Annotated in this window: 2 protein-coding genes; both read left to right on the top strand. The window is 43.6% G+C overall.

All coding sequences use genetic code 11. The annotated features are described in order from the left end of the window. A partial coding sequence (locus R8O10_RS27110; protein ID WP_318192214.1) for a putative nucleotidyltransferase substrate binding domain-containing protein occupies window positions 1–124 on the top strand: 124 nt, incomplete at its 5' end. A gap of 8 nt (window positions 125–132) precedes the next feature. Next, the coding region (locus tag R8O10_RS27115) for an exonuclease domain-containing protein (protein WP_318192213.1) at window positions 133–539 on the top strand (407 nt) is incomplete at its 3' end.

Consider the following 539-nt stretch of genomic DNA (forward strand, 5'->3'; position numbering starts at 1 on the left):
CAACATCGAACCAGAAAATCTCTCCGATTTTGAACGCCGTAATTTGAAAGATGCCTTCCAAATTCTCAGCAATGGGCAGAACTTCCTTAAGTTCCGCTATCAAGCAAATAAGAGCTTTAAGTGAGGTTTGGCATGATCAAAAAGCTATTTCAAAAGCCTGCGATTCAATGGCCAACCAAGTTTCAGCAAAAGTTGGAGCTCGTCAGTGATGAAAATCTTGTCGCCTTTTACGGCAGCGAATTACCAGCGCCCAATACCCCCATTTCAGAGGTTGAATTTGTCGCGTTGGATTTCGAAACGACAGGGCTCAATCCCGAAAAACACGACATTATTACTATCGGTTTAGTACCTTTCAATCTGAGACGTATTTTTCTGCGCGATGCTCGACACTGGAAAGTAAGGCCTCAGAAAAAGTTGGATGAAGATTCCGTTATCATCCACGGTATCACTCACAGCGAATTGATTGATGCGCCAGATCTGAGCGATATTTTGGGTGAGTTGCTGCCTTGCTTAAGCGGCAAAATCATCGTTGTGCATTA

Source organism: Vibrio sp. 1727, assembly GCF_033344415.1.
GTDB lineage: Bacteria > Pseudomonadota > Gammaproteobacteria > Enterobacterales > Vibrionaceae > Vibrio > Vibrio alginolyticus.